Source organism: Vibrio sp. HM8-C, assembly GCF_058630515.1.
Window position 1 is genome coordinate 90208 of the sequence record NZ_JBMMKS010000013.1, and the last position, 22238, is coordinate 112445.

Sequence of the window (22238 nt, forward strand, 5' to 3'; positions counted from 1 at the left end):
TAAACAATAGTTTTAGACGCCGACGTCTTCATCTTCTAACTTGGATGAAACTTGAATTTCGTATTGATTGAAGGCGAATATTGAAGGGCCACGTACACGTTTAGTCACGACTTTTTCATCACCAAATTGAACAGTGACGTGGGTAAAGACTTTGCTTTTCGCATCTACCGTATTGGCAGCCAAAGCAAGTTCGAACTCCTCATTAAGCAAATCGAGCGAGTTTTTCACTTTCTCTAAGCGATCATTGGCTTTTTCTTTTTTGTCACTAATCTCGAGTTCTTCTTCTTCAGAACGTTCAGCTTTAGGACGTTTCTTAAATTCCAATTCTTTGCGAATAACATCCATTGTGCCTTCTTGAGCTTGCTTATACTGCTCTTTATGACTCGCGATGCGTTCTTTGTAGCGCGCAAAACTTGCAAATGCTTCAACCAACGTAATGGTGTCACCCTCAACGCCTAAGTTAAAACACACTACTTTGCCACCAACCTTCGCGGTGCCACCGCTTAAAGTACCTTGCGTTTCTTTCTCATCAAGAACGATCAAATCTTTACCGCAGCGAATAACGTTACCCATGCTATGCACCGTTAGATGAATGTCTTCGCCAGCTTGAAGTTCAGCATACTGCGCATAATTGGCTTTAATTGTGCTGCCTGATTTAACCGTACAGCTTTTTTCTTCGCCTTCTGTGGCAGTGTGCCCAATAATGCCTTTGCCTACCTCTATATTACCTTGAGCTTGCACATCCGCGGATTCAATGAAGCCACCCACAGTCACAGAACCCGTAGCACGCACTATCATTCCCGGCTCAACATCTCCGGTAATCACCACATTACCTTTGAACTTAACATGTCCTGTCGCAACGCTAACGTTGTTTAAACATATCGCGTTTTCAACATCGATGGTTTTATTTCTAAATACAGGCATACCATTGATGGACGCTAGCAATAGATTGGGATTGGTAGGACTGAGATGTGTTCCGTTGCCAGCAACAAGCGCGGCATCGGTTCCTGGTTTTGGGAGAATGATTTTGCCTTGAACCGTATATCCAGGTTCACCTTTGGTTGCCGGTTGGCGACGCATTACAGGGTCGTTCTCACTGACAGTAATCGTTTCACCCAAATCACGCATGTCGATTTTATCTTGGCCTCTAGCTGACTGAGGGGCAAGAATGCGTTTATTGACATCCTCGACTAACGGCAAAAATTTCGCATCTTTACCATTAATTGCTTCTTTACCTTGGGCTATTGGCTGAGTAAACGTTTCACCGCCAGCCAATCTATTGCTGACTACGAATACTTTTTTCAGTGCCGCTTTATTGATTCCTTTAACAACGTTAGCGTCCGCCAAAGCTTGGATGATTTCACCACTTTGCAATCCACGTCCGCCATAAGCGCCGGTAACCACCATACTGGCAATCATGTCGTGTTCACTTAACACAACCTCAACCGTTGCATTGCGTACTTCAGCAATGACGATACCTTCATAGGCTTCGCCCTTACCTTCACTCGCACAGTTAATAAAACGCGTTACAGCATCATCCATTAGAATAAATTTAGACGCGCCAAGACTTTGTAGTTCATTCACAAGACTTTCTTGTGAGAACTCTTTCTTGACGAATTGCTCATCCGTTAATTTAGCGACTACACGAGTTTTATCATCCGTGAGCGTAATGACATCCTTCCACATACGACTAAACCTTTACGGTACACATAACGTTAGTCTCCAGTGTATCGAAACTGAGACGCATACCAAACATCCATTTATTCAAATTAAGGCATGTATCACCCTAAAGTCATACAATACACGCCCCATGAAGCAACTTTACACTGTAAATTGTAGCTGCTCGTTTACTCACTCTCATTCAACAAAGTTACATTATTCTTAAAGGCATCAATCAACAACAGGGTAAACATCAGTACCCATGAATAATATTAAGAATATTAATGATATAAATATAATTGATACAGATAATGTAACACATGTATTATGATGTTCATCGTACTGTAAAGTTAGCCAACTAGTGAGAGAAAGGAAACTTCCTGATATGGATGAGTTAATCCAAAGACGTTTTAACAACATGTTTAATTCAGCTGTTGAAGGACTCTGGATGATGATGCCAGATGGGAAAATCTCCTTTTACAATCAAAGTTTTTACGAACAGTTCGACCTCCAACGTCAAACAACTCTCGATCAGTGGGTTGAGTTAATACACCCAGATGACAGAAAACCATTCAGTCATAATGTGAGTACACATGTTAAAGCTGTCGGTGACGATACCCGTGTGATAACTCAATATCGCGTGAAAAAGAAAGACGGTACTTATATCTGGATTGAAGCGACAGGTATCAACCAAGTTGATGATTCAGGTGAATATATGGTGGGTAACCATAGAGATATTACTGACCAAAGAAAACTTGAAGAATCTGTTTTTCAGCTCGCTTACTACGACAAGTTAACTGGACTACCCAATAGAGATAAACTCTCACTAGATTTATCAAAACGCACTTCAAATATCACAGTAATGACTTTTCATGTGTCGGGGATCAAGTCTTACGTCAGCCAGTACAGTGAATTTATTCTCACCGATTTCATCTCTAGTCTGTTGGAGTGTTTTCATATATTCAACCGCTATGAAAGTCAGTGTTATCGAAGTAGCCTAGACACCTTTACAGTTTTGATAGCGAACGATTTAACTGACGATGTCGTTGGAGAACTGGCTAAAGAATTTATCCAGCAATTTAAGTCCATTACACGCAGTAACATCTCATACTTTGGTGATGTTTATATCGGCATTTACATCTGTTGTAACGGCAGTCTTTCATCCGATGAAATCATCAACTCAACGTACCAAACCTGTGAATACGCTATTCTCAAATCCGAACGCAATTGGGTTATTTATAACGAGCAGATTAAGCCGGAAGTAGACAAATATTTCTATGTTGAAAACCACATTAAGCAAGCCATCGAAAATGACGAAATAACCATTCACTTGCAACCGATAGTGGATGCAACTTCTGGCCAGTTAAAGTCTTTTGAAGCATTAGCGCGCTGGGAAACAGCGCAGTTCGGATTTATTAGACCTGATGAATTTATCCCTGTAGCAGAGACGCTAGGCCTAATATCTCAGCTAGGCAAAAAGGTCTTTGCAAAATCGGCAGAATTCATCGTGCGATACAACCAAACATGGAACAGCGAGTTAAAAGTACATATCAACATTTCAGCGCTTCAACTGCTGAAAGATACTTTCCCTCAAAAGCTGTTGGAAATTGCGCACAGCAAACAAGCGCAACCACAAAGCTTAGTTTTGGAACTTACTGAATCCGTGCTTATTGATAACAACCAACAAGTGTTGGATGGACTAAAAGCGCTCACTCAAATGGGATTCCCACTCGCAATGGACGACTTTGGTTCGGGCTATAGCTCCATTACCTCTCTCTTTAAAACACCATTTACGATGCTAAAAGTAGATAGGGAACTCGCTAATCAATCTATCATTGAGCAAGAAGCCTTCGAGTACCTTCAATTTCTCTCAATATTATGTGAGAACAAGCAGATGGAAATGACCATTGAAGGTATCGAAACTCATGAGATGGCACAAGCATTTGCTCCGTTAAAAGCTAGCTCATATCAAGGTTATTTGATTGCTAAACCTATGCCAGTGGAGCAAGCAATGCTGATTGATGGTTGTAGCCCTCAATATTTCAAACAAAAAACAACAAACCTCGATATATCAAATATATAAGTTCAATTTACAGTGTAAACGATGTTTGAAATCAGCTTAGTTCTTCACTTTACACTGTAAATTGTTTAATAAAGTTAGTAGCTCTTTTCTAATGTGCTCTTCAACTTGCTTTCTACCTGTAAGTTGATTTCTCCGAGCGCATTCAGACCAAGATAAACGTTGTACCAATTTGGCAATAAGCACATCAGATAAATATCTCAGTTTTTCATCATCGATAGAAAGAACAAACAACCTCAACCAAACCGCAACACTCTCAAAATTTGCGCCCCCATAAGCATACTGTGTGACTAACGCTAAAGGCAGGTCGACTTCTCTCGATGGACGATCTCTCAACAGTACTTTTACCATCACAGGCTCCATTTCCTGCAGAGTATCCATCAGTTCAAAATCAAACATCTGATAGCTTCGCAACCTTGCAATGTCTAGCCATGACAAATTGATACCTTTAGCCATAAGCACAGAATAACAGCCACTTGCCTGGTCTCGCTGAGAACCAACTTTGATGACTTGAAAACCACATTTGCTCCAGAAATTAACCAAAGCAGCGGTTGCACCGAAGCTGGTGGATAGATAAGAGCTTTCAATTTCAGAAGAAAAATGATTAACCAACTCACTACCAATCTTATGGTTTTGTACATCAGGATGAACAGCAATCCGCATAATACGGTGGCAGGTCTGTAGTGCAGCTTCAGATATACCCAACTGATTAGCGATAGTGACAGGCGTTAAGTGTCCTTTAGGTCTGCGTTTACCCATCTGAATATCATGTACGAGTGATGGCTCTAAGCCACCTTCTTCAACGGAAAGTATGCATCCAACAAGGACATCTTGATGAGTGGCAATATATACCCCCATTTTATCGTCACCCAACAAATGAAAAAGGTCATTGGGTGTAGTCTGATAATGAGCATTAACCAATAGGCTAAAGACACTGTGTAGCAAATCAGGGTTTTCTAGCAGCTCATTCTTAGCTACAGCTCTGAATATCAGAGCATCCACCTCGATGGTTAGGTTGTTGAGTGGTTGAAATTCAAAATCAAGTAAAAAGCACTCCCGATGCCATGCTTCCAGCGGATCTCCTTCGCTCCAGCGAATGGGTTGAGAGATACTCTGTACTTTCATATTGGGACGTACGCTTTTCAACCACGATTGGAACTTAAGAGAAAAGCCACGACCACACCCCTCATAACCGTGAACTGTCGAAGAGAATACTGCGCGATGATAATGATTCACCATTGACTGCAAAAGAGGCAAAGGTAAAGCTGCAGCTTCGTCTACCAATAACAAATCACATTCAGGTAAGCTTCTTAATAGCTCATCAGGAGCAATAAAACGTAAACTAGACTGAGCTACTTCTACAGATCCCTTTGAAGTAGATGCACCTTCTATTAGATGATTTGCAAACTGAAACACGGGGTAAACGGAAGCAAGACTAGGGGCGGTAACGATGATACGAATATTACGTTCCGTCATTAGCTTCGCAGCAGCCATACCCAAAGCACTGCTTTTCCCACGTCCTCTGTCAGCGGTGAGAATCAGAGGACGTTTTCTATGCCCTGTCACCACTTTCACAATGTTATCTACCGATAATTGTTGCTGAGAATAATCAATTTGATGCTTTACTTCCGATATAGATGGGAGCGTAAGATGGGCATCTGGTGATAAAGATATAAGTTTATCCAAAGAAGACTTGAGCCATTTTTCTGCCGGATTAACAGAAAGAGAACTAGCACCCAAAACGAAAAGAATACCTCCGCCAGTAAGTGTACCGAGCGCAGCGCTAAAACTATTGGCATCCCATCCTGATGAGAGGTCGCAAATCAGCACTTCAGATTCTTGTCCCAACAATTGTTGTCCTTTGTTAAAAGGGACGTGTCTTACATTTGAAAATGGATCGTCGCCAATTTGGAACACAGTGCGATTGTTCGAAGCAACTAACCATTCTTCAAGCAGAAAACGGTTCCACTCTTCTTCGCCTTGCATAGCAATACCAAAACGAATTTGATGCTTGGAAGCAAGCTGACTAAGCGACGATAAATAAGACAATATTTGTGTGGTTTCAGAAGACATAAATTGACGTAATCGGTGAAAGTATTCGTATGGTAACACACCCCAATAATAGACAATAAGATGCGATGCGTCTTATCTATAAGGTCTTGTTGGCTTTAGCAATTTAAGGTTAAAAAATTTTTCCCTTACGATAAATTATATTTGCTTTATTGAGCACACAATTTGCCTAATTATTCATTAGAACCCCAGTATGGTACTGGCTGTTAGGACTAGATTATTAATGAAGACTTTCATCAAAGGATTGGTATTAGCTGCAACAATTGGATCTGCTCAAGTAAATGCAGAAATGCAGACTTTAAACGTTTATGCGTGGGGCGGCTACTTGCCAGAAACTTCACTTAAACAATTTGAAGAAAAAGAAGGCGTAACCATTAACTACTCTACATTTGAGAACAACGAGTCTATGTATACCAAACTCAAGCTTCTTAAAGGTACTGGGTATGACGTTGTTTTCGCTTCAGCTTACTTTATTGAAAAGATGGGCCGTGAAGGCTTACTTGCTGAACTAGATCATAACCAAATTCCAAACATGAAAGATGCGCTACCAGCACTGCTTGGACAAGCACACGATCCTGAGAACAAATACTCTCTACCATACATTTTCGGCGTAACAGGTATGAGCTACAACTCAGCAGCTCTTCCTGAAGGCGTAACACGCTGGGCTGATCTATGGGATAAAAAATACGCTCAACAAGTTATGTTGATTGATGACATACGTGACGTATTCGGTATGGCGCTGAAACTGAACGGTTACAGCATCAATACTAAGAATGAAAAAGAGATCGAAAAAGCATACCAATCTCTAGTTGCGCTTAAAGACAACGTTCTACTTTACAACTCAGATGCGCCACACGTACCTTACGTTTCAGGTGAAGCATCAGTTGGTATGCAATGGAACGGCAACGCATATCAAGGTCAGGCTGACATGCCTGAGCTGAAATTTGTGTTCCCTAAAGAGGGCTCTGTATTGTGGATGGACAACTTTACCATTCCATCAGGCAGTGAACACAAAGAGCTGGCACACAAATTTGTTAACTTCATGTACCAAGCAGATAACCAAGCAGAAATTGTTAACAGCTTAGGTTACGCATCTGCTACAACAACAGGCCGTGCTTTGCTACCTGAAGAGTTAAGAAACAACACTACTATCTTCCCAACTGATGAAGACATCGCAAATGGCGAGTTCATTAACGATGTTGGTCCAGAAGCGTTGGCGATTTACGAAAAATACTGGCAGCGTCTAAGAAACTAATGTTGCTATAGCTGTTGTGAACATACAGCGTTAAATAAAAGAAACCCGCGATATTCGCGGGTTTTTTATTGTTCAGTTTTTTATTAGTCGATTTTATTCGCTAAAAACTCGAGGATATCTTTCATCAAACTATCATCGATTTTCTTCAGATTCAGGGTAAGGTTATTTCCTTTACGAGCATAGCTCACACGACCTTTAATTAAATCCACATTACTGCTTACAGCACGTTTTGGCGGAACTAAATCGTGAATCCACTCTTCAAGCGTTTCGGTGACTTCTTTAGTAATTCGCGCCACACCTTGAGACTGACAGCGTTGCCATACAAAACCATCTTCCTCGTGGCATTTGTTTAATAATGCTGAACGTTGGCTATCACTTAGTTCATTGAATTGTTTATGTAACTTAACAATGGTAGGACGGCCAAGTTCAACCACGTTAGGGTAAGCTTGTAGCAACTCTAATGGCAACGCAGCAGCTTTAAGTGCACCACTTACAAGCGCTTCACTACACTGGAACATTTTCGCAAGTGCTTTCTGATCTTCAGCTTCGCCAGAATCAAGCTTTGCTTGCATCTCTTTTCCTTTCTCATATAGAGAAAGAGGCTTGTGAGCATTCGCTACATCAGAAAGAAACTTCGCATGTTCTGCGTTGATATCATCGGCAACATAAACCAGAAATTCTTTTTCTGCCAAGATACATGACATACGACGTCGACTACCATCAAGTACCTCAATGGTGCCATCAGCCATACGACGACCAACAGCCGGATATTGCTGCCCACGTTCGCGAAGAGTACTTAGAATGTCAGAAAGCGCATGTTCGTTCAGGAAACTCTGCTCACGAGCATTGGCTGCGAAGACCTTTGTTTTTGCTTCTACTTCAGCAGCAGGGATTCGCATCAATTCGAATGTGACAAGTTGCTCACCTGCTACTGCTAGCTCTATAACTTGCGCCTGGGCTTTAGCGGCTGACTGTGCTTCTTTAGGTGTAGTCGCACGGCGCTTATCAACTTTACCAAACAATTTTGCATTCAGATCAGATGTCTTAATTGCCATAACTTACTTACCCCTGATTTAGTGAAGTCCAATGACTGTGAAGCACACGCTCTAGTTCTAAGGCGCTTTTCTGGACAGAATCCTGAGCGGTAGCTAATGTCTTTTTACCGCCTTCAAAATCGCTTACAGTCAAATCAAATACAGTGCTATAGGTATCTGCACACGTTTCAAATGCACGGCTACGTGGAATCGTCGCCATCATCACTTGGTCACCCAATAGATAGTTCATCTCGGTTAATACCGAAACTTGCTTCTTGTTGTCGTCTTCAAACATGGTAGGCATTAAGCGTACAAACTCCAAACCTTTCCAATCGTCTGGGAACATCTCGTAAACAGTAGGCAAGTGTTGGAAGAAGTTTACTGTTGAAGCCCAGTCCAAACGCTTAGCTGCACATGGGATAAGCAGTGCATTAGACGCATACATCGCATTCCATACTAGGGGATCAACGTGAGGGCCAGTATCAATCATAATGACATCGAAATCGTCACCAATTTTGTCAATCAGCTTGTCTTTCAATAAACGGACAATGTCTAACGACTGATTTTGAGACAGGTACTGCCATGCTTCTGCGTTGAACATAGCATCTTCTGGAAACGCGGAAATGGTCTTTAAGTTCGGGTATTGAGTAGGAAGCAGCACATTTTTATGCAGGAACGCTTTATCCACTTCAACATCTTCAGGAACGTTATCTAGCATGACATCAACAGCTGAGTAGATGTTGCTATGTTCGGTAACACTGATTTGTGGATTTAAGAACAAACGCAATGAACCTTGTGGATCCAAGTCTATGAGACAAATACGGTAACGCTTATCCAAATTTAGAGCTAAGCAAGCAGCCAAATGAACAGCGGTCATCGATTTACCGGTACCACCCTTTTGGTTCTGTACGTTAATGATCCAAGGCTTATTCTCTGAGTTCTTCTTACGCTCATGAAACTTAGGAACACCTGCGGCATCCATCAGCATATGTGCTTCAGATAGAGAAATAGAGTAGTGGTTAGCGTTGTTTTTAGTGAACTGATGACCTGCTTCTTCCATTTTTGCAATCGCTTCGTCCAACTTACGTCGAGTCAAACCTGAGCGGGTTTCCATCAGGGCTTTCGACATCGGAGGAAAATGTTCATCGCGACGTTCTTCTAAAACAATCTCAATACGGTCAGACTGCACCTGTTGTGTTTGTTCGGCGAGCTTGTAGAGATTATCGATTGTTTGTTCTCTTTTCATAGCCAATTTCCGTTATTAGTTTCTTGCAAAAGATTGTACAGCATTGAGTGGTATTTACAATAAAAAGGTGAACAATCACTTTAAGATAAAAATCACATTAAATTGACAAAATAATATCGTTTAAATGAATGAACGAAGAAATGGTCAAAATATGTGTTAAAAACTTCGTTTACTAAACTGAAGAACAGTGAGTAAAAAGTAAAAGATTAAAAATATTACGGTGTCACTTATTTACAATGTAAACTGATATTGCTCAGAGAAAAAGTGCAGATGATTCGGAACGATTAAAGAAGAGCGGTAAATTACGGTAGGTGTAATTTCAATTAGAAGAAAAATTTCAATATAGGAAAAATAGAATTGCCTCTCGCTGTAGTCAAAACTATTAATAATACATTTATCAAAACATTAATTAGGGAAACATGATCAAGGAATCAATGATGATCATAGTTCCAAGAGATTTTCATGGTTAAGGAACGATGATCAAGGTAATTCCGATATGCAAACTTGTTGCCTGACTTACTTGATCTAAAGATCGAATTTCGGATCAATGATCAAGAGAAAAACCGCATACGGAAGCATGGAAAAATATCGATAAACTACGGGCAATGTCAGTTGTAATAGGGGATATAGTCAATTTGGACAGAAAACACTGATATTTTGATTAGCATTAGAACGGCAAGAGAAATATTCATTTATTTCCCTGATCATGCTTTCAACAATTGTCTGTTGTCTCAATGGATACATGAAAAATACCATAGACATGCATTTCAACTTACTATGGATAAAATTTAGACTATAAATGGGCAATTACGAACTAACCGTGATCATGCGTCCGTATGATTTAGATTGAGAAATCATAGTTATGCTTAACAAACAGAAAGCAATTGATTCTGATTTGTGGATAAGTTGTGTATCCCCCATGATCATGCTTTGAGATTTGTTTTGATCATTCATTCGTTATCATCATGATCATTGTTCTAAGTAATATTGATCATGCTTTCAAAGAGTTAATGATCATGGTTTCGATAAGTTTATGATCATGCTTCTGATGAGGAAAAATAAATCTTTTTATATTACATAAAGTTACAATCATAATTTCGTTCAGATCATATGATCACTCTAATCACTATTAATCATTATCATCAAAAAGATCAGTTATTTAAGAGCAATAACTTTTTCTTTATTTATGATCTTTTTTTCTTTATTCTTTTGGAACTATAGCGATATTACGGTTAGTGTGGGATAGATCTAATAATGGCATCAGAAGAAAAAATACTGATCAAAGCACCAAGAAGCCATAAAGATGGACATCTTTTTGCTGTTTCTGAATCTGCGATCGACTGGATAGAGCAGTATCAACATTTTAAGGGTGTAACGAAAAGTATTATAGAGTTGCTTAATCTTATCTCACTACGTGGTTTTAGTAGTAAAGATGGATTGGTTTCAACAACAGAGCTAATCGACGCTACTGATGGTCAACTTACACGGGCAGCAATTCAACAAAGACTTCGTGCTGCTGTAAGTATAGGTTTATTTCACCAAATCCCAGTGCGCTTTGAAGAAGGTCTAGCGGGTAAAACCATGCTTCACCGTTTTATCAATCCTAACCAACTTATCTCGGTTCTAGGTTCAACAAGTCTCGTTACTGAATCCGTTAAACAGTCAGAGAAGCAAAAGCGCTCCAAAGCGCTAGCTCAAACGCAAGTCAATAAGCGTTTACTGAATGAGCACGGACTTAATACTCCACCAGCTATGAAAGATGAAACAGAGCAATTCGTCGTTTCTCCGACTAACTGGGCAGGGATCATTGATCAAGCGTTAGCGCCACCAAGAACAAGAAAAAGTTACCAAAAATCAATGGTATCTATTTCAGGAACACGAGCTGTAATTGAAACACGTTCATCGAAGAACATTATGACGGTTGATGATCTTATGACGTTGTTTGCACTGTTTACGTTAACAGTGCAATACCACGATCATCACCACGAAGATTACCAACTTAATGCAAGCCACGTACCAAACAAGACGCCACTGTATATCACAGACATCCTTTCATTAAGAGGTAAGAAAGACAGCGGCCCAGCTCGAGATTCTATCCGTGACAGTATTGATCGTATTGAATTTACCGATTTCCAACTGCACGAATTAACAGGTCGTTGGTTGAGTGAAAACATGCCTGAAGGGTTCAAGAGTGACCGTTTCCGTTTCTTGGCCAGAACGATCACAGCATCGGAAGAAGCACCAACAGAAGGCAGTGACGGTGAAATTAAGATCAAACCAAACCTCTACATATTGGTTTGGGAGCCGTCATTTTTTGAAGAATTAATGACTCGTGATTATTTCTTCCTATTCCCGCCAGAGATTCTGAAACAGCACACGCTAGTGTTCCAACTGTATTCCTATTTCAGGAGCCGAATGTCACGCAGACACACAGATGTGATGATGTTAAGCGAATTAAATCAAAAGCTTGCACGTAATATCGAATGGCGTAGATTCTCTATGGATCTGATCAGAGAGCTGAAACGACTGTCTGATGGCAAAGGTACTGAGGATCTATTTGTGGTTAATCTGTGGGGCTACCATCTGACGATTACAACTTCGATCGACAAAGGTAAAGTCATAGATTATCAAGTTGATATTAAGTGTGACGTCGAAGAAGTGTTGCGTTATTCGCGTGCGAAAATGACAAACGCTGGCAAACGAAATATGGCGCCAACGCTTCCTAACCCGCTCCGTCATGAAATGGTGTCAAAGCAAAAATTAGCTGAACTATCAGAGATTATTGATGGTGAGTTCGAGCCTATTCAACGTAAATCGCCATCTCCACGCGGCAAATTGGGACGTCGAGTGAAGCAGCGTAAACACTTAGTTGAGATCAATGCTGACGAGATCACTATTACTTTATCTAAATATACGTCTCCAGAAGCCCTAGAACGCAGTATAAGCGCTTTAGCCGCTATGACTGGACATGCCCCTTCATCAATTAGAGAAGAGTGCGTAGAGCTGATTGACAAGCTTGATTGGCTCAGAGTGGATGATCAAGTCATTCCATATGAAACGCTAAGCAAGATGATCGAGCTTTATAATTCTCAGAACGAGAATAAGCATTTGTCGATCGAACGTTTGATCTCAGGTTTAGCAGTGAGAAGAAAGGTGTGTAAGCAGGTCTATGATGGTCATCTGGATGAATCAGTGTTCAGAGCACTTGATGAAGTGGCTATTGGCATTTAACTCAGCAAATGAACAGACATTGAACACAACGTTGACATATGCCTGACAATGCGGAGCCTCTTGTTGGCTAAAGTTACAAGCGAATAGACAACCTTTTGCCCTATCTGATGAATTTAAAGATTGGCTCATATTGTTACATTCATTCTGAATTTTTTATCGAGTTCTCCCCAAGGACTCGATTTTTTTTGTCCAAAATTTGTGTTTGCACTGGTTTCCTATGATCATGCTTTCGTAATTTTGGCAGCATCCATGATCATTCTTCCGAATTCATCGCTATAGGTTCGAACAACCACATAAATGCAGGTCTGATTTTCGTCGAAAATTGCATGACTTATCTTTGGACATTTTTCGTCAAAAATGGAGAAAGGTTAGTCGGCGTTGTGCTAGAAAAGACGTGGCTTAGAAGAGAGAAAAGTTGAGCTGGATCAGGTTTGATTTTTGACAGTGAATTCTCTAAATGTACTGCCAGTTTTCAGCTTGCACAAAATATAATTGAGCGATTTGTAAATTAGATTTCTGAACTATCGCCTAAATCACAATATTGCTCAAATGTGCTTAACAGCGATTTGGACCTTTGCTACAGATTACATGTCCTTGCATGGTTTGTTCGGAGGTTACAATGTCCATTAATTCTATTAACCATGATGAAATCACTGGCATCACAGAAAAGTGGGACTTCAAAGAAGAAGTTGATACTCACATTCCAGTAAATAAACAAAAATCAGCGGAAGCTCGTCGTCGCATTGAAGCATTAAGAGAGATCCGTGAAAGTGGCTTGTCTATTGAAGAGGCAAAGGAACTAGGACTCCTTCATTAAGATACTCACTTATTAGGTTTACAAGGGTGGCTTTAGCCACCCTTTCTATTTAGACCTGACAGCAATTTTTCCAAGAAATCGATTTTTTGTACGCTTAGTAACGAAAGTCATAGAATCCGACATTTTTGACTCTTAATTTTTGCTATTCCTATGCTATATTTCGCCCCATGTTTTTATCGACTGTGGGTTTACTAATGTCTTTCAACCTTGCTCTGCTTGATGCTAATGAGAAAAACAAAATAGAACTGGATAAACAGGCTTCTTTTTTGATTTGGAAAATGAAGCAGGCAAAAGGCGGACCGGAAGAGATTACTAAGCATTTAACCACTCTTACTTCTGTGCAAGATAAAGAATGGTTTCAACAGTCGGTGGACAAATACAAAAGGGTTATGGGCGTCATGTAATGCTCACCCAAGCAGAAACCTTGCTTTCTGCATGAATCCGTCGCATTAAATTGAACTAGAGAGAACATCCCGATGGGAAGAAGTTTCGAAGTGCGCAAAGCCTCTATGGCGAAAACTCAAGGCGCAAAAATTAAGGTTTACTCAAAATACGGTAAAGAAATTTACGTTTGTGCAAAGAATGGTGGTATCGACCCAGACATGAACTTGTCTCTACGCCACCTAATCAGCAAAGCGAAAAAAGACCAAGTACCAGGCCACGTTATTGATAAGGCTTTAGACAAAGCTAGTGGTGGTGGCGGTGAAGATTACCAACCAGCTCGTTACGAAGGTTTTGGTCCTGGTGGCGTTAGCGTGATTGTTGACTGTCTAACAGACAACGGCAACCGTACCTTCCAAGACGTACGTCAATGCTTCGTAAAGACTGGCGCTAAAATTGGTACTCCAGGTGTTGTTGCACACATGTTCGACCACCAAGCAGTATTCCAATTTAAAGGCGAAGATGAAGAAGCCGTGTTAGAAGCGCTGATGATGGAAGATGCAGACGTAACTGATATTGAACTTGAAGATGGTGTAATCACTGTATTTGCACCAAACACTGAGTTCTTTAAAGTGAAAACAGCACTGAATGCAGCTTACCCTGATCTAATTCTAGACGTTGAAGAGATCACTTTCGTTCCTCAGAACCAAAGCCCAATCTCTGGTGAAGACGCTGAGAAGTTCCAGAAGTTCCTAGATCTACTAGACGACTGTGACGACGTTCAGCAGGTTTACCACAACGCTGAAATCCAATAATGAAAAACCGAGCTTAGGCTCGGTTTTTTGCTTTTATGTCACAGGAAATTTTAGGTTCTGCTAACCAAAATGCCAGTTTCCTGATCTGAGGGAGGGCGGTTAGGTTTAGTAACAATGCTAACGGCCAAGCAATAAGGAAGCTGTTGAGCCAGTTTGCCGGCCATTCACTGCTAAATCCGATTTTATATCCTGACAAGACACCCGACATGATGATTGCCATCGTGAATGATGAAAGCAATGCGGTGTACCAATACTGTTTTTTATTCATGAAATGTTATCGAGCTGTTTAATAAATCTAACAATCAGGATATAACTGTCTAGAACTGAAAAACAGAACCAAGAAAAGAACTATGAATTCCATATTTGGAAACGTTGATGATCTCTACCTGTTTTTTTGCGTGGTAGAAGAAGGTTCTCTTCTGGCCGCTTCCAAAAAACTGCATCTTCCACCTTCAACGATGTCTCGCAGATTATCGGCCTTAGAAAGCCGACTGAATTTACGGCTGCTTGAGAAGCAGGGGAGGGAGCTTGTTGCTACGCAGACTGGAAAGGAAACTTTTCAAGCAATACGCAGCGGTATGGAAAACCTTGAGAGCACGTTTACTCAGATCATGACTCACAGTCAGGAAGTCGCTGGCAGCATCCGATTAGCTATCCCTCATAACTTCTACCGAGCATTTGTTGGTGACGTTGTAGAAGACTTTGTAAGAAAGCATCCGAGAGTGAATATAGAACTGGCTTTGAGTCAGGAATACTCTATGCCGGAAACAAATCGAGATCTGTTAATGACGTTTGATTTGTCCGGATTGGATGGCATGGTCGCTAGACCGCTGTTTCGTGCTCAGCACGGATTTTTTGCCAGCCCAGAATATTTAGAAAGAGTTGGGCCAATACAAACACTAGATCAGTTACAACAATTGGATTGGCTATCTGTTGATAGGCAGCGTGAAGTGCCCGTTTATCAAGATGACGAGTTCATTCAAGTTTTACAAATTAAGCCTAAATTAGTCATTAATGACATTAACGCTATTGCTGGAGCTGTGGTGAGAGGTTTAGGTGTAGCTTCACTACCATATCGACATATTTCAAAGGATATGAGGGTGGTACAGGTTCTACCACACTATCATCGCAGTGATAAACAAGCTTATTTAGTTTATAAAGAACGAAAATATCAGCCTAAGGCTCTTACTTTGTTAGTTGAAGCTCTATTGGAGGCTTCCGCTATGTTGAAGTATGGCAAGCCCGTTGTTCAAGGAGATTAAAATGAAAGTCAGTTTTATTGGTTTAGGTGTTATGGGCTATCCCATGGCTGGTCATTTGGTTAAAGCGGGATTCGATGTAACGGTATTCAACCGTACAGAAGCAAAAGCAAAAGTTTGGGCTGAACAACACGGTGGCGCCTATCAATCAACCGTTGCAGAATGTGTGAAAGATGCAGATGTGGTTTTGCTATGTGTGGGTAACGATGACGACGTTCGTAGTATGACCACCAGCGAAACCGGTGCTCTAGCTTACATGAAATCAGGAGCTTTACTTGTAGACCACACCACAACCTCTGCTCATCTTGCAGAAGAGCTCTCAGAAGCTGCGCAGGTGGTTGGTATCCGTTTTATGGATGCACCTGTGTCTGGTGGTCAAGCTGGCGCTGAAAACGGCGTACTGACGATTATGTGTGGTGGTGAGCAAGCAGATTTCGACGCGCTTCAGCCAGTATTTGATGCTTATGGTCGCTCTTCGGTGTTGATGGGGCGAGTAGGTCAAGGGCAACGTGCAAAAATGGTTAACCAGATTTGTATTGCTGGAGCACTAACAGGTATTTCTGAAGGTTTGATTCTGGCTGAAAAAGCAGGCTTAGATGTTGAAACTTTAGTTGCTTGCCTAAAGAATGGAGCTGCGGGTTCATGGCAAATGGAAAATCGCGCAGTGACTATGGCACAAAGTAAATTCGATTTTGGTTTTGCTATCGATTGGATGATCAAAGATCTTGGATTTTGCCTTGATGAAGCGAAACGTCAGGGCGTGACTTTACCTATGACGCAAAAAACAATGGAGTCCTATAAAGCGTTATCTGATCAAGGTGACGGCCGAATGGATACTTCAATACTGATCAAAGCGATTAGAAGCGAAGCAGAGTAATAATTAAACACACTCCACCTCTATCAAGACACCATATTTTAACTGCATGAATATGGTGTTTTTTTGTTTATAAGAAGGTGTTGTTATTTGTTTTCAGGAGGCACTACGTCTTCAAGGTTTTGTAATTGGTAATTTTTATGAATCCAAATTTGATTCACCTTATCCCAAGGAATCGGTTTGTTTTTTGCGAGTGTTGGGTTCTCTGGTGGTATTGATTTCGTTGGCTGATATTCGCCGATGTAGGTGTAATAGTCGCAACCTTCTAACCACAACTTTGCTCTGCCATCGGGTAATAAACCAAAGATAAAGTCCGTTTGATAGCAATTTTGCCCTTCAAACGTCCCCCACTGACGGATATATTTTTTTGTCATGGCGCTTTTGATTTGTGGGCTGACGTTAACTTCAGTGAAGTATCTGAAATGGTTATTCGATGAACGCCAGATGATATAGATGGTATCCGGTAAGGTCTTAATTCCTAACCCCAGCTGATTGGGAGTAAAGTTAATTGCGTCAGTAAGCGGTAGTTCCTGACCACTGTATTCTGGGTAAGTATATTTACGATAATTTTCTAGTGTAAAACGAGACCCAAGAACTAGATTTCCGTATGGCAACATCATGCTTGTCCAATCTTCTTTTTCATTAATCCCATAGGCTTCTAGAACACCCGCAGGAAACTCATAAGAGATTGCTGCCCCAATACGCCATGGACGAAAACGTTTATCATCCGGATAATCCTGATCGGTACATGCGGTGATAGTGGTAAATGCCGTCATTATCCAAATAATTTTCTTGTTCACATTCGTATTCCTCTCGGCAATAGTAACCGTGGTTCTGAAAAGGGGCGTTTGCTTTAATCATTCCCGCCGTTGTATTTTCGTCTGATGAGTGATGAATTAGGCTTAGATCCATAAAGTTTGCCCTTTGTGTTTCTGACCCTAGTGTTTGCTGTATTTTGTTTATTTGCCCTTGCTTGGCTGCGACTAGTGTCTGCGCACATAGCTCTCCAAATGGAAAAAGTGATTTAGTTCTGGTTGTTGAGTAAATTAATTGATTTGAAACTGCATAATTGGGTTTGTAATCGGGATGATCTGTGTTCCAAACTATTACACCTTGTTTTACTTCTTGAATGGGAACCCCTGCAAACTCCGCTAGCCCGTACATCACCCGTAAGTACAAGCGAGATAAGTCTCCTTGCGTGGTTTTGCGATAGAGTAGGTGTGCTTGGGCTGTGCAGAATTCAGAATGTTTCTCAATCTCTTCCGGCGCTGTAATGATGTAATCTTCTTTTCTCCACCCCTGATTGGCCTCAACTTCCAATGCTTGCTCAAGCTGGGTGGTTAATGCTGCCAGTCGTTTGGCTTTTGCTTTTCCCCATGTAGGCAAGTTTGTATCTTTTACTGTCTTGATCAGTTTGTTTTCTAGCAATGGTAATAAATAATCGTTTTGAGCGAAGGCGAGGCTTGAGTGATAACCGCCGCCTAAGTCAGAGTGTGCGCCGGGAAGCGTAAGCTCGTGAAAGTTAGGAGCAGTATTGAGTTTGTTTAAACTGAAGTTTTTACGGTACTCGGTATGTTTGTGGGCAGTTAAATGTATGGCTTTTCGAACTCGTTTTGGGTCTAACCACAGTTGTATTGGGTCATTATCTTCGTTATGTGCAGAAACGTCACCCCAGTCTAGAACCGCTGCAACGGTATCAAATAGTCCTGCAAACATCACTTCACAACATTCATTGCTGCTCCAGTCAAAGCCGCTGGTTAGTTTGCTGCCTGCTTTTAACTCTCTGCACGCTTTGTTGAATTCGATGGCAAACAAGCTCTGTTTACCATGAAGAACGGTATTGATGAAATGCCTAGCTGCTGCCGCTCCTCGACTAAAACCAAACACATCAAATTCTAGCTTGCGAAAGCCATCAATTTTTATCCCTAACACTGTTTCTATGTGTGAAAAAATATCCCCTAGCTGTTCACACACCTGCTCAATTCCGGTTTCAACTTTGCCTATAATTCCGTAGTCGCCTCTTCCTGTTCCAAGCCCAATGCTGGATTCATCGGCTTTTTCATGCGCAGTACTGTTACCTGTGCCAATTCCTGTAATGTACTGAGCGTGGGAAAATACTGTTTCGGTATCGTTGAATTCGTCGTTTCGATATAAATCAAATAGCTTTTGGATGTTGGTTAGTTCATTGGCTGCACTGCTTTCTACTTTTTTCGGTTTAGTTGGATAGTTAAAACACTCCTCAGTTAACCTTGTTGGAGATGTTTCTAGGTGCTCAGGTTGCGGGTATAGAGACGCAGCATAGATACCTTTCCACTCTTGATAGTAGTTTTCAAGGCGTTGTTTTCCCCATTTCGCACTGTAGGTATTGTTCGCTGTACCATCGAAAAACATGCCTAATCGAAGGGTTATGTAGCGGCATCCTTGAATGGTAACTAGGTAGCTTTTGTTGGTTGATAGCTCAACTACACCAAGCGCTTTCTTTTTATGGCGTGGCGGTAAATCTCGGTTTCTAAGGTTGTTAACAAAGTGCCCTAAAGGTAGATGATGGTAAATTCGAGGTGCTTCTTTGTAACCCGTAGGATGTTCGTTTAACCAATCATCAATAGCCGACTGGCGTGTCGCATTGGGTTCACGGCGTTCTGCTTCGCTTTGCCATGAGGTTGAATCTAACTGTATCTGAACAAATCCGGGGGCTAACGCCTTTAGTAATATAGGAGCTTCGCCAACAGTAATTGAATATACAGCACCGCTAGCGTCAATGAGTTTACCTTTGATGTTTGGGAATGGTTGATTGTGTTCATCTCGAATAAGAATTTCTATCCAGTTGGTATAGTTTTCACAAGCTATACAGTAAGGATTGGCTCCCGTTGGCCCGGTTAATCTCATACAATCTCCTTGTTAGGAGTTTGCTGTTGCAAAGTGCTATTGGCCAACTTAGTTATCTGAACAATCGACATTTATTAACCTGTGTGAATGATGGTTACTAGTTGACGATCAAGAAATGAGCCAGAGCCTAACTAGTCTACATTCAATAAGTTAAAGATATAACATCAGTTTTACGGGCGAGAGTTTACTTAAAAGGAGCAAAAAGCTGCCTGCAATTTATATTCAGCGAAGAAGTTGTCTCGAGCGGTGGCGGCATATAAAAACCGCTATGCGGTAGGCTATAGCGGTTCAATAAAAGAAACTTCGTTCTAATTGATCAAAGCTTTACACTGTAAATCACTAAACTTTGAATCTTGCTACTAAATCGTACAGTTCATGTGCTCGACCGTTTAGACTTTGACTGCCTTGGCGGTTTTCGTTTGCTAAACTCGCAGATTGACTGCTTTGATCTGATATCACGACAATACGTTCAGAGATTTCTTGTCCTACAATGCTCTGCTCTTCGGTCGCCGTCGCGATTAACGAGTTCATATCCATAATCATGTTGATTGATTGCTGGATTTTCTCTAGAGCTTTGGCTGCGGCGTTGGCCTCATTTACAGCAGCTTCACTTCTGCCTTGGCTTGCATCCATCGCGTTCACTGCGGCATCTGAAGCGGTTTTTAGCTGATTGATCACTGCATGTATTTCACCTGTGCTTTGCTGTGTTCTACTTGCTAACTTGCGCACTTCATCTGCAACAACAGCAAATCCACGACCTTGGTCTCCCGCTCGAGCCGCTTCAATTGCAGCGTTCAGTGCTAACAAGTTAGTTTGTTCAGCAATGTCTTGAATCACTTCCAATGACATGGAAATGTTTTTCACATCGCCTTCGAGTTTGGAAATCACATTGCTCGCTTGTGATACCTCTTGAGCCAGTGCTTGAACAGATTGCGCCGCTGAATCTACGATTTTGTGCGCTGCTACTGCGTTATCATCAGCATCTTTGGCAGATTGCGCTGCCTGATGAGCGTTATTGGAAATCTCATTGGCTGTGGTGGTCATTTCGGTCATTGCTGTGGCGACTTGTTCGGTTTCTCCACGTTGATTTGCTGCTAAGTCATCGACTTGAGCCGCTCGCTGAGTCATTGAGTTGGTTTCATCGACAACTTGAAGGCCGACGTCGTTCACACGTTTTATGATGTCTTGCAAGCTGCCCACGAAGGTATTGAAGTTGGTGCTGAGAGAGGCAAATTCAGGAACTGTAAATTTTTCCATTCTCGCAGTGAGGTCTGCATCGCCACTTGCGAAAGAGCGAATTGATGCATCGAACATTTCTATCGGGCGCATGATGGTACGATTGAAAAACAGGGTGAAAACTCCCACCACGAGAATGATCACCACTGTCACTGTGGCTGATGTCCAGACGCTTTGCATCAATTGTTCGTGCGCATTTTTATCCATAATGGCAATTTCAGCGTCTATATCGTCGGTGTAAAACCCCGTACCTATCATCAAATCCCATTGAGGTATGTAAACTGAGTAGCTCAATTTAGGGAGAGGTGTTGATTCACCCGGCTTAGGAAAGTAATAAGTTGTAAAGTCTCCTGTTTTGGCGTTGCGGAGTAGATCTTGAACCAAATAGTTTCCTTGGGTGTCTTGCAGCGTCCAAAAGTTATCACCAATTCCGGCAGTGTTTTTTCCAAGTAGAAGTCGTGTGCCTTTGGCATCGTAGCCAAACAAGTAGCCGCTCTGACCGAATTGAATTTCTTTCAGGATCTCTAACGCTTGCTCCAGCGAAGCGTTACTGTTTTTCAGGGGCGTTAAAGCGGACTCAGCCACTTGCAAGTAAGCTTTCAACTCAGATTTTTTCATCGCCATCATAGATTTATGAGTCGATGCCATTTGATGCTGATTTAGGCTGGTGGATTGAGTAAAGCTAACAAACATCATGCTAGCTGCGATCAGTAGCAGTGGAACAATGGACAGAATATAAAGTCGGGTGCGAATAGTTAAGTTCATGGTCACTTCCTTTTAGTCAAAGACCATAACAACTGGCTTTATAGTTGTTAATGTTGTTATCAATAAGACTAGACCAGAAGTTGTAGAAACTCTGTAGATTAGGGTTAGAGCTAAGAGGTATTCGCGGGTATTTCTGCTTGAGATCTTGAAGTTTTTGCAACTATGACGAGAGGTTACATTCTGACCGTTATTCAGATAACGGAAGTCCGGAAAAATTTAGTCATGTCAATAAGCTGATAAAAATTAAAAATAATTGAGTATGATTTTTATGAAATACATGCTGGTTTATTGATTTAGATCAATAAAGCTTTTGTCTCATTATTACAACAGGTTAAGGTAAGTAACCACTATTTATAAGTGGTTAATTTTGAAGGTAAATTTCATTTTTGAAAGGTTAGATTCCATTTTGCTGCACTTTGAAAGCCCTTTCAATGTAAGCATAATGCGCCGGATGTAACCAAACGTTTCTAATTGTAACCTTTACGTTGATGTGGTTATTGGTGAGTGTGAATGACTTATCAATGACTTGTCATAAGTAAAATAGCATCAGAATCATTCGTTACAAGCTCAACACAAGAAAAAACTCATATAAATTCATACGGATTCTTAAAGTGCCAACTTTTGTTATGG

At 41.1% G+C, this 22238-nt stretch carries 16 protein-coding genes; 8 read left to right on the plus strand and 8 right to left on the minus strand.

Features of this window, described 5'->3' with window-relative positions; all coding sequences use genetic code 11:
* Positions 1–12 precede the first annotated feature (12 nt).
* Positions 13–1686: a flagellar assembly protein A gene (locus ACOSVQ_RS15235; protein WP_491983354.1), complete on the minus strand. Its 1674-nt coding sequence runs from the start codon at positions 1684–1686 to the stop codon at positions 13–15.
* Between the two features lie 358 nt (positions 1687–2044).
* Here ACOSVQ_RS15235 and ACOSVQ_RS15240 point away from each other — a divergent pair, with 358 nt between their 5' ends.
* Positions 2045–3742, plus strand: coding sequence for a sensor domain-containing protein (locus tag ACOSVQ_RS15240; RefSeq protein WP_491983355.1), 1698 nt, complete (start codon positions 2045–2047; stop codon positions 3740–3742).
* A gap of 36 nt (positions 3743–3778) precedes the next feature.
* On the opposite strand, the gene ACOSVQ_RS15245 is transcribed toward ACOSVQ_RS15240, so the two are convergent.
* Entirely contained in the window at positions 3779–5812 is a 2034-nt protein-coding gene (locus ACOSVQ_RS15245) for a tRNA(Met) cytidine acetyltransferase TmcA (RefSeq protein ID WP_491983356.1), read from the minus strand.
* Between the two features lie 220 nt (positions 5813–6032).
* Here ACOSVQ_RS15245 and ACOSVQ_RS15250 point away from each other — a divergent pair, with 220 nt between their 5' ends.
* The gene (locus tag ACOSVQ_RS15250; RefSeq protein WP_491983357.1) at positions 6033–7064 is read left to right on the plus strand and encodes an ABC transporter substrate-binding protein; all 1032 of its coding nucleotides are present in this window, start codon (positions 6033–6035) and stop codon (positions 7062–7064) included.
* Positions 7065–7147: 83 nt separating this feature from the next.
* On the opposite strand, the gene ACOSVQ_RS15255 is transcribed toward ACOSVQ_RS15250, so the two are convergent.
* Both ACOSVQ_RS15255 and ACOSVQ_RS15260 read right to left on the minus strand, forming a co-directional pair.
* Positions 7148–8119, minus strand: a complete 972-nt coding sequence (locus ACOSVQ_RS15255) for a ParB/RepB/Spo0J family partition protein (protein ID WP_491983358.1) — start codon at positions 8117–8119, stop codon at positions 7148–7150.
* A gap of 7 nt (positions 8120–8126) precedes the next feature.
* Positions 8127–9344: an AAA family ATPase gene (locus ACOSVQ_RS15260; RefSeq protein WP_491983359.1), complete on the minus strand. Its 1218-nt coding sequence runs from the start codon at positions 9342–9344 to the stop codon at positions 8127–8129.
* A 1254-nt stretch (positions 9345–10598) separates the two neighbouring features.
* Between ACOSVQ_RS15260 and ACOSVQ_RS15265 the strand changes: the two genes are divergently transcribed.
* The 4 genes from ACOSVQ_RS15265 to ACOSVQ_RS15280 all read left to right on the plus strand — a co-directional run bounded on the left by ACOSVQ_RS15265 (position 10599) and on the right by ACOSVQ_RS15280 (position 14588).
* A complete protein-coding gene (locus ACOSVQ_RS15265; protein ID WP_491983360.1) occupies positions 10599–12575 on the plus strand; it encodes a replication initiator protein RctB domain-containing protein in 1977 nt (658 codons plus the stop codon).
* Between the two features lie 619 nt (positions 12576–13194).
* Positions 13195–13392 (plus strand): PA3496 family putative envelope integrity protein, encoded by a 198-nt coding sequence (locus ACOSVQ_RS15270; protein WP_165313347.1) that lies wholly within the window; start codon positions 13195–13197, stop codon positions 13390–13392.
* Between the two features lie 194 nt (positions 13393–13586).
* On the plus strand, positions 13587–13796 hold the full coding sequence (locus ACOSVQ_RS15275; RefSeq protein ID WP_491983361.1) for a DUF3283 family protein: 210 nt from the start codon (positions 13587–13589) through the stop codon (positions 13794–13796).
* Between the two features lie 72 nt (positions 13797–13868).
* Positions 13869–14588 (plus strand): YebC/PmpR family DNA-binding transcriptional regulator, encoded by a 720-nt coding sequence (locus ACOSVQ_RS15280; RefSeq protein ID WP_165313345.1) that lies wholly within the window; start codon positions 13869–13871, stop codon positions 14586–14588.
* Positions 14589–14601: 13 nt separating this feature from the next.
* Here ACOSVQ_RS15280 and ACOSVQ_RS15285 read toward each other — a convergent pair whose 3' ends face one another.
* A complete protein-coding gene (locus ACOSVQ_RS15285; RefSeq protein ID WP_491983362.1) occupies positions 14602–14856 on the minus strand; it encodes a DUF2798 domain-containing protein in 255 nt (84 codons plus the stop codon).
* Between the two features lie 82 nt (positions 14857–14938).
* Between ACOSVQ_RS15285 and ACOSVQ_RS15290 the strand changes: the two genes are divergently transcribed.
* Both ACOSVQ_RS15290 and ACOSVQ_RS15295 read left to right on the plus strand, forming a co-directional pair.
* Positions 14939–15850 carry a LysR family transcriptional regulator gene (locus tag ACOSVQ_RS15290; RefSeq protein WP_491983363.1) on the plus strand — a complete coding sequence of 304 codons (912 nt, stop codon included), beginning with the start codon at positions 14939–14941 and terminating at the stop codon, positions 15848–15850.
* A gap of 1 nt (position 15851) precedes the next feature.
* Positions 15852–16724, plus strand: a complete 873-nt coding sequence (locus ACOSVQ_RS15295) for an NAD(P)-dependent oxidoreductase (protein ID WP_491983364.1) — start codon at positions 15852–15854, stop codon at positions 16722–16724.
* A gap of 83 nt (positions 16725–16807) precedes the next feature.
* Here the strand turns inward: ACOSVQ_RS15295 and ACOSVQ_RS15300 are convergent, their stop codons facing one another.
* From ACOSVQ_RS15300 to ACOSVQ_RS15310, 3 genes are all read right to left on the minus strand, one after another.
* The gene (locus tag ACOSVQ_RS15300; RefSeq protein WP_491983365.1) at positions 16808–17521 is read right to left on the minus strand and encodes a DUF2931 family protein; all 714 of its coding nucleotides are present in this window, start codon (positions 17519–17521) and stop codon (positions 16808–16810) included.
* On the minus strand, positions 17445–19607 hold the full coding sequence (locus tag ACOSVQ_RS15305; RefSeq protein WP_491983366.1) for a phospholipase effector Tle1 domain-containing protein: 2163 nt from the start codon (positions 19605–19607) through the stop codon (positions 17445–17447). Before ACOSVQ_RS15305 ends, ACOSVQ_RS15300 begins: the two co-directional genes overlap by 77 nt.
* 339 nt (positions 19608–19946) lie before the next feature.
* The gene (locus ACOSVQ_RS15310) at positions 19947–21491 is read right to left on the minus strand and encodes a methyl-accepting chemotaxis protein (RefSeq protein ID WP_491983395.1); all 1545 of its coding nucleotides are present in this window, start codon (positions 21489–21491) and stop codon (positions 19947–19949) included.
* Positions 21492–22238: the final 747 nt, after the last annotated feature.